The following is an 8096-nucleotide window of genomic DNA, read 5'->3' on the forward strand; positions in this document are numbered from 1 at the left end:
AGCTGTAACGTGTTCGATATCTTTTTGTCCAATAAATTAGCATTATTATCATAGGGGGAAACGAGGATTGTCCTTATGGTAGAACGTTCACTTGATAGGTTCACAGCGATTCCCGTTCCTAGGCTATATCACATCGAAACTATTTTCTTATTATCAATATCACTTCTTTTTGAAAAATAATCATAAATGGCATTAGCATCCTGATTTAAACTATTCTTACTTGGTTCTCCTTCGCTCAGTCCATACGATCTATAGTTAATTAGTGCTACAGACCATCCATCTAAACCCTCAAAAATCGATAGTATATCCGATACTTCTTCCCCAGAACCGCCGAAGTAAATCAGAAGTGGTGCCTTTTCAGCACTCGTATTTTTTATTAGCCATCCATTTAATTTGATATTGTCAGATGTACGGAGTTCAATGTCTTCAATATTCGTATAGAGTAAGCTAGTCTTATCTGCGATAGACTGATCGATCTTCTTCGGTTGATAAACAAGATGATTCAATTTAATAATTCCGTCTAGATTATAATAAATAAAGAGGCAAAGGAATACATAGGAGCCAATTCCAACAGATAAAAATAAGCTTAGTACTGCTTTTATTTTTCTTGTTTTTCCTGGAACGAATCGTATGGAGAAAAGCGTGGTAAGAACAACTAGAATTATGGCACATACTGCGAAAATGTTTATCGTTAGGGAATACCTCTTAAACATTTCTAAATCGCCTAATTGTATTTGGTCAATATTCTTAACCCAAGCTGTTACTTTATATGAGAGGATCAAACTTGTTACGACCAGAATACCCAACAATGTGGAAATGATTTTAATGATAAGCAATCCCTTCTTACCCATTTTCATTTTCAACCTCCATTCTGATTAATTTATTGATTATCATACAGATTATAAATGTTATATTTTGGAAATGTAACTCACTATTTTTATCTATTCTTTGAAATTATTGACCATAATTTTTATGGCTTATAACAAAAAAAGGGCAGCATGAGCTGCCCTTTCGTTTCAAGCCTCGGTACGATTAACCTATTCGGCCCGTTCACCTTTTTCGAAAGACATGTGGATGATTGTCATTTTGTTCGACACTGCTACATCTCGATATATACATTCCCCTGATCCACTGACAAATCAAACGTTTCTACTACAACATCGTAGGTTTTGGTACGGACCTTATTGTCTACAATTAGTACACCGGTTTTAATGTCAAATTCCCAATGGTGCCATGGACATCGAACGATCTCCCCTTCTTGTTCGTAAATAAATTGCCCGGGCAGCGGCGATGTGACCCATGAAGTGACTGGTCCTTTGCATAGACTAGCCCCCTGATGAGGACAGTAATTAAGAATGGCATGAAGCTTTCCGGATATTTTATAAATGCCTACACTCCGCCCTTTTACATCAACAATTCTTGGTTCGCCGTCCGTGAACTCATCAACTGTTCCCAAATAATGTAACGCCATCGCTATTCCTCCATATTGTCCTGAATAGACAGGCCATAGAACTTAGCAGCATTATAGTAAAACACATTGTCTGTCGTTTCTTTGTCCATCTTTGGGAAAACGAGCTTCGGTGAGTCGAAATCCCAATGCGGATAATCGCTGCAGAAGAGCAACTTGTCCTTAGCGTGCATAGCCTCAAACAGCGTATCGAACGCTTGACGGTTCGGCGTTTCTTCAATAGGTTGGGATCCGATGTACATGTTGGTAAGAAAATATTCACTTGGTTTTTTCTTCACCCAAGGCGTCTGTTCTCGCAGTGCTCTCCAATCCTGATCAAGACGCCACAAGTAAGGAGCAACCCAGAAGACACCGCCTTCGATAAACGCCACCTGCAGCTCGGGAAATATTTCGAATACACCTTCAAAGATAAAGCTGGCCATATGGGCCATGTAAGCTTGCGTACGGGCAGCGCGGTATTCAATATAGTAAGATGGATAGCCGACATTTGTAGCGGGTGCGTTCATCCCATCGCCGATAGCTCCTACATGCATGGTGAACTTGATTCCATGCTTCAAGCAAGCCTCATAGATCGGATGATACATCTTGTTTCCGTAAGGATGATGCGAGCCCGAAGGAACATAAGCCTGAACCATTCCGGGATGAGAGCCGAGTCGTTCGATTTCCCGAACTGATGCTGCGACATCGTGAATCGGCAAGTAGATGGAGCCTCTGAACCGAGGCTCCTTATCAAGCCAATGTTCAATCGTATAATCGTTGAAAGCGGAACACAATGCGGCCGAGTAATACGTATCGGCAGTGTTCGTGCACGCTATAAATTCGCCTGTCAAAATTCCGTAGCGAATGTCGAAAGGATCCAACAGCTGATCAATCATAAAATTTAAATCCGAACCAGCAGGAGCGCCGTCTGGAGGAAAGGAATCGGCTCTCTTTCCGATGTTGCCTCCGTTCATCGTACCTGGCCCCCCGCCAAAATTCGCTCCCCACAATTCAATACGCTCCCTGTATTTTCGCGGCAAGTAAGGGAACAGCTGCTTGATGTCCTGAAACGTATGATGGATATCGCAATCAATAACTCCTACGCCTTTGCGTCCCTTTGTCTTCTTGGCCGTTGCTTCTAATAAACTCATGTTATCATCTCCCCTTCTTCGTTTATGCACGAATAGCAAGTTCAGGTTTTACATCTCTATCATAAAACTTGAACTGCCCAGCCGAAAATAGTATTTCGCAATTACCATTTGTCATTTTGTAAGGTCAATGCTATACTTCATTCTACTATTAGCAGACCATTTGAAAGGGGGTGCGAACGAAAACATGGGCAAACGGCAGCATCCTGACACATACGAGGAATCACGCCATTATGTTGTAGACGATTTGGCCTTAACCGGTGGCTTATGGCCAATCCGGATGGGACGTCTTAAAGCAGGACCGGAACATCGTTTTCCGCAACGTATGATTGATTATTACGCTTTGCATTTTGTTATAAACGGAAAGGTTCGTCATCGCTATGGAGATCAGCAGATCGAGCTATCCCAGGGCGATGTTTTTTGTGCATATCCGGGTGTCGTATACCACCATTTCATTGTTCCGTCCGACCAGCCCTTGGAAATGATTTGGGTTTCCATCGGTGGCGGGCAGACGCCGCTGCTGCTCGAGAAAGCCGGCTTCCGTCCGTCTGTCCCCTTTGTCCCCGGTGTAATCGGTAAAGAGCTCGAAACATCGCTCGTCCATCTGTTCAGTCAACAGGAAGATAACAGCAGTCAGAGACAAGTCGAATTGATAGCGTCTATCTATCGTATATTTGGTCTTATGATTCCGAAAAATAGCACCGACAAGTCAGATGCAGGACCTGCTAGCTGGATCCCTCGAAGCATAGAGTATATGAATATGCATTACACCGAAAATATTAACGTGCAAGACGTCGCTGCGTATATTTCGGTTCACCGGGCTTATTTTTCAAAAATATTCGCGGAACAGACTGGAATAACGCCTATCCACTATTTGCAAAAGCTCCGCATGGAGAGAGCACTTCAGCTTCTGCAGCAAACACGGCATTCCATCTCGGAAATCGCCATGACGCTCGGATATCCTGATTTATATTCTTTCAGCCGGGCATTCAGCAAACATTATAAAGCATCTCCGAGTAAGCTACGCGAACTTGCAGCAAGTCCAGTAGTTATCTGCTAGTGACTACACATCAAATGATAATAGGGAGCAACTGCCTTAGCAGTGCTCCCTTATTGACGGTGCCATTATAACGAACGAGGCTACCGATTAATGCCGGCAGCCTCGTATTGGTTTCTTATTTACCATTGAATCTTAAAGCGGATAAACGCTCTTCTAAAATCACTCGCAATTCATCAGGAATCCGCTCATACTCGACCTCTTTTCCCAAAAACAAAAGCCAATCTGCGTAATACGCCAGCGACTCTACATCTGTCACATCTAACTGAGTATTGAAAATCCCGCTCGACTGAAACATCCCGGTTAAAGACAAAATGATCCCAGGCGGGTGCATACGCTTAAAGCGCTGAATCCCAATCGTATCAAGTTTCACAACAAGGTTGGATTCACGTGCACGAAGCAGTTTCTTGTTTAAAATCTCTTGTTTAGAGCACTTCATCTCCTGCTCAGAAATTGCCGAATCCCGCAGCAGCTCAACAGGCAGATAACGAAACTCATCCGTATCAAAATCGTAAACCTCGACCAGCCACTGAGCGTTCGAGTTAAAGATATGCAGCAAAAAAACGTCCAGTAACTGTGGCCAGCCAAGACTCAGCTCATATGTCATACGCAAATGCTTATCCCTCACAGCAAGCGAAATCAGCTGGTTTAGCTCAGCAGGTGCAGCATCATCGAGCTCCAATAGATGCGGATTTGCGGGATTTGTATTTTCGAAAAGCAAGATATTATTCAACTCAATCAGCTCATCTTGCTGGGTTTGCGATGCGATGCCGATAAGTTTTTCCGTGATGGAGCGGCGATTATGCAAATAAGGCAGCTGCGAATTTTTCGAAGCGATAAAGCTGATAAAAATCGCCTTCAACTCTTCGGGTGTGAAACGGGCCGCAGGCAGATATTGATTTTGCAGGACATTGTATCCGCCACCGCGCCCAAGCTCGGACGACAGCGGAAAGCCCATCGCCTGAATCTCGTCTATGTCGCGGATCGCCGTCGCGCGGGAAATTCTGAACTCTCTCTGAATCTCGGCAATCGTAAAATGCGCGCGGTTATTGATGTAACGCATGATCAGGTTCACTCGTTCTGTTTTCTTCATGAATATATTATATCAAAAATGTAGCATAAAATGTCAGCACTGACGGATTTACAAATATTTGCTACCAAATAAAAGGTATCATTTTTTGATACATTTGACGAATAGAATCAGTCTTGTAAAGATTAAATCACACAAAGGAGAGAACAATATGACTACCTATTCCATTAAAACAATCTCAGAAAACTACAAAATGACTGCTTTCGGTGTTTCATTTGACGACTACAACGACTGGGCAGGTAATGCTGCAAAAACGGCAGCAAAGAAAGCTGAAATCACTGAAAACGGCCAGCTTGCTGAACTTCTCGCACTCGCAGATGGGCAAGAATATCAAATCAACTACAACCTGGACGGCAAGCCATGGCGAGGCTTCGGCGTAATGGGTGAGTTCAACGTAGAAGGCGCGGTTGTCCTCGATTTTCTTGCTGGTGATTACCTTGTCGTGCCTGGAACAGGCGCTGACAAAGACCGCCTTGCTGACGAAATCACAGGCAAAGTTTTCGGCGGCCTTATTCAAGAAATTACAGAATACAAATACGTTGGACCTGGTAACTCAACGTTCGTTAAAGCAAATGAAACAGGTGAATTCTACGGCGAAATGTGGCTTCGTGTAATTAAAGTCGAAAAAAACTAACACTTATAAAATATGACCAATATTTGTACCAATAAAAGGAGCATGCACATGGCAGAATATACGCTTGAACACAAAAAATCATTCACATTGACCGCTTATGGTTTTTCAATCCAGTCGAATTTTCAAGACATGCCAGCTATGCAAAAAGAAAAAACCGAATTTTGGGACAAACTCAAAGCTGACGGGCGTTTTAATAAGCTCAAAGGCGCCGCAAAAGATGATCGCGAATGGTCAGTCAATGAGGTTTATCAAGGAAAACCGTGGAATTATTTCGCTGTAGAAGCTGGCAAATCAGTGACAGACGCAACGCGCATCATCGAGTTTCCAGAGAGCGAGTACATCGTGGTCGCAGGAGATGGCGACAAGGAAACGTTGTTTGATAAGCTGACTTACCGTGCTTTTGGCGAAGTCTTGGCCCAAGTCACTGATTATGCTTACATTGGTGGCCCAAATGCGACTTATCGCAAAGATAACGGCGACGGCACTTTCTATGGCGAATTTTGGGTGCCTGTAGTTAAGAAATAACCGTATTCGGAAGACAAATAGAGAGATGATCGAGTAGAATCTCATAAATCTCAAGGATTCTTTAGTAAAACAGGCAGCCATCATTTTCGTTGGCTGCCTGTTGTTTTTTATTAACCTTTGATAAAGATTTTTTATTTTATATTCCTCACATCTGCATTCGTATTAGGAAGGAGGTGTAAGTCATCGAACTGCACGACACATCCATCACCAACTGGACTCTGGGCAACTACACCGACTTTTAAACTATGAATATTACTCATTCCAAAATACCGCACTAATGCCCATTCAATACCATCAAGCGAGTAATGAAAAGCTAAACAGTTATCATATCGAGATACTCTTAAAAAAGGGTTTGTATTCCCGACATCGTCTCCGATACAATCATCCGAAGTATCTTTCGTTACAACACTAACAATGGAAGGTCGGCCTCTAAAATCCTCATAACATAACTTGGCCCAGTTATTCTCGTCTGCCATTACCATAAGGCATCCGGAGTCATTCCGGTCACGTATGTCTACGCTGACCCGCGTCGTTAAAATAAAATTTTCTTTTGTTGTCGTGTATAGGAATGGAGCAGAATTTTTTCTACTTTCCTCTGTTGGGCTATGAAAGAAGTCTGCACGAGGTGGCGCGGTAATCTTAAGTGAATGTTGTTCAGAAAATTCCCATTCAAGTGGTTCATTCATCCATTTAAGAGAAGAATTTAAGCTCTTCCCCACGCAGTTATTAAAAAGACTCATATTTAACCGTTGCCACCCATCCATATAATATAAATAATATAGTGCTTGTGTGATTATAACATAGCAGCAGTTAAGATAATCCGTTCGTTAGAGCAGAATAATATTGGGAATGATTCACTAATTGATTCATTAAAAGCTGCTTCCGCTTCGTCGAGAAAATACGATGAGAGGGGGATTTTTAAGCTGTAGTGGCAAGTTTTTAGATGGATAATTACTTCGCCTAAGCTGTATGGGTGCTTGTCGAGCATGCTCCTACAAACTAAGGACATAACAGAAAAAGCAGTCATCACAGAGGATACTCTGCAACAACTGCTTTCCCAGTTAGAAATCACATCGAAAAGCGAAACATTCCGATATCAAGAGTGCGCTAGCCTTTACTTCAAGCCATCTAACAGTATTTTTAATTGAGGGTCAAGTTTTAGTACATTCAAAATCACTGTAAGAGCCTCTGCGCGGGTGGTATTACCCTGCGGATCAAATTCGCCGTCATTCTTGCCAGTGATAATACCAGCTTCTGCTGCATCTTTAATTGCATTCAACGCATAGGAACTTGCACGGGATATATCTTTAAATTTACCTTTGGAAGTATCTTTGTTTACATTGTCCAAGTTTACAATTCTGGTTAAAATGATGACGATTTCTTCGCGACTGATCGTTTGGTCAGGCTTGAATGTTCCATCTCCATATCCGCCAAGTACACCTGCACTCACTAGTTTCTCAATAGCATCTGCAGCCCAGTGATTGCTTACATCACTCAGAGAAACGGAATGATTCGTTCCGCCACTAATATTGAATATGCGAGAAATGAGTGCTGCGAACTCCGCACGGGTAATATTACCGTTAGGTTTGAACTGCCCATCCCCATAACCATTGATTGCGTGCAGCTTCATGAACGTATCGATCGTCTTTTCAGCCCAGTGACCTTTCGTGTCGGTTGATTTAGTGAACTGATTCGTTTTATTCGCTTCGGCTACCATGGACTCGATAGCTTTAATTAAGTTTACTTCATTCACAACACTGCTTTTGAATACATCAACTTTAGGTTTCGTAGGTTCAGGAGTTGGCGTCTGTGTTGGCGTTGAAGTTGAAGTCTGCGTTGGTGCTGATGATACGGATACCGTCACTGTGTAATCTTGTGTCGTACTGTTCGCCGCTACAACCGTATACGTTACTGGAGCAGTGAAATTCTGCGGTGTTGTTCCGCTCACTTGTGCCGTACTTCCCACCTTCACGCTAGCTCCCGTTGTTGTAAACGTTGGGACTAACGCCGTTACATTCGTCCCATAGGGCACGGTCAATGCGATGGTCTTATTCGATTCATTAACCGTTCCCGTTACCGCTGGACTCAATCCTGCAAAACCAAATGCTGTGATAGCCTTCGCAGGATTCGCTGCTACCGTCACCGTTACCGTGTAATCTTGCGTCGCATTGTTCGCCGCTACAACGGTGTATGTC

9 protein-coding genes are annotated in these 8096 nt (G+C 42.9%); 3 read left to right on the forward strand and 6 right to left on the reverse strand.

Annotated elements, in window-relative coordinates; all coding sequences use genetic code 11:
* Positions 1–128: 128 nt before the first annotated feature.
* The 3 genes from A8709_RS00190 to A8709_RS00200 form a co-directional block, all read right to left on the reverse strand.
* Positions 129–857 (reverse strand): alpha/beta hydrolase, encoded by a 729-nt coding sequence (locus A8709_RS00190; RefSeq protein WP_065850212.1) that lies wholly within the window; start codon positions 855–857, stop codon positions 129–131.
* Positions 858–1099: 242 nt separating this feature from the next.
* Positions 1100–1471 (reverse strand): Rieske (2Fe-2S) protein, encoded by a 372-nt coding sequence (locus A8709_RS00195; protein WP_065850213.1) that lies wholly within the window; start codon positions 1469–1471, stop codon positions 1100–1102.
* 2 nt (positions 1472–1473) lie between these two features.
* Positions 1474–2598: an amidohydrolase family protein gene (locus A8709_RS00200; protein ID WP_065850214.1), complete on the reverse strand. Its 1125-nt coding sequence runs from the start codon at positions 2596–2598 to the stop codon at positions 1474–1476.
* 184 nt (positions 2599–2782) lie between these two features.
* Here A8709_RS00200 and A8709_RS00205 point away from each other — a divergent pair, with 184 nt between their 5' ends.
* Positions 2783–3655 (forward strand): helix-turn-helix transcriptional regulator, encoded by an 873-nt coding sequence (locus A8709_RS00205; RefSeq protein WP_065850215.1) that lies wholly within the window; start codon positions 2783–2785, stop codon positions 3653–3655.
* A gap of 115 nt (positions 3656–3770) precedes the next feature.
* Here the strand turns inward: A8709_RS00205 and A8709_RS00210 are convergent, their stop codons facing one another.
* Positions 3771–4745, reverse strand: a complete 975-nt coding sequence (locus A8709_RS00210; RefSeq protein WP_065850216.1) for a helix-turn-helix transcriptional regulator — start codon at positions 4743–4745, stop codon at positions 3771–3773.
* Positions 4746–4893: 148 nt separating this feature from the next.
* On the opposite strand from A8709_RS00210, the gene A8709_RS00215 reads away from it, so the two are divergent.
* Together A8709_RS00215 and A8709_RS00220 are read left to right on the forward strand one after the other, a co-directional pair.
* Positions 4894–5376: a hypothetical protein gene (locus A8709_RS00215; protein WP_065850217.1), complete on the forward strand. Its 483-nt coding sequence runs from the start codon at positions 4894–4896 to the stop codon at positions 5374–5376.
* Positions 5377–5424: 48 nt separating this feature from the next.
* Positions 5425–5901, forward strand: a complete 477-nt coding sequence (locus A8709_RS00220; RefSeq protein WP_065850218.1) for a GyrI-like domain-containing protein — start codon at positions 5425–5427, stop codon at positions 5899–5901.
* A 131-nt stretch (positions 5902–6032) separates the two neighbouring features.
* Here A8709_RS00220 and A8709_RS00225 read toward each other — a convergent pair whose 3' ends face one another.
* Together A8709_RS00225 and A8709_RS00230 are read right to left on the reverse strand one after the other, a co-directional pair.
* Positions 6033–6587, reverse strand: a complete 555-nt coding sequence (locus A8709_RS00225) for a DUF1349 domain-containing protein (RefSeq protein WP_244163055.1) — start codon at positions 6585–6587, stop codon at positions 6033–6035.
* A 428-nt stretch (positions 6588–7015) separates the two neighbouring features.
* On the reverse strand, positions 7016–8096 hold a 1081-nt coding region (locus A8709_RS00230; protein WP_208607618.1), incomplete at its 5' end, for an S-layer homology domain-containing protein.

Origin of the sequence: Paenibacillus pectinilyticus (genome assembly GCF_001700435.1) — a bacterium.
In the GTDB taxonomy this organism is placed as follows: domain Bacteria; phylum Bacillota; class Bacilli; order Paenibacillales; family NBRC-103111; genus Paenibacillus_E; species Paenibacillus_E pectinilyticus.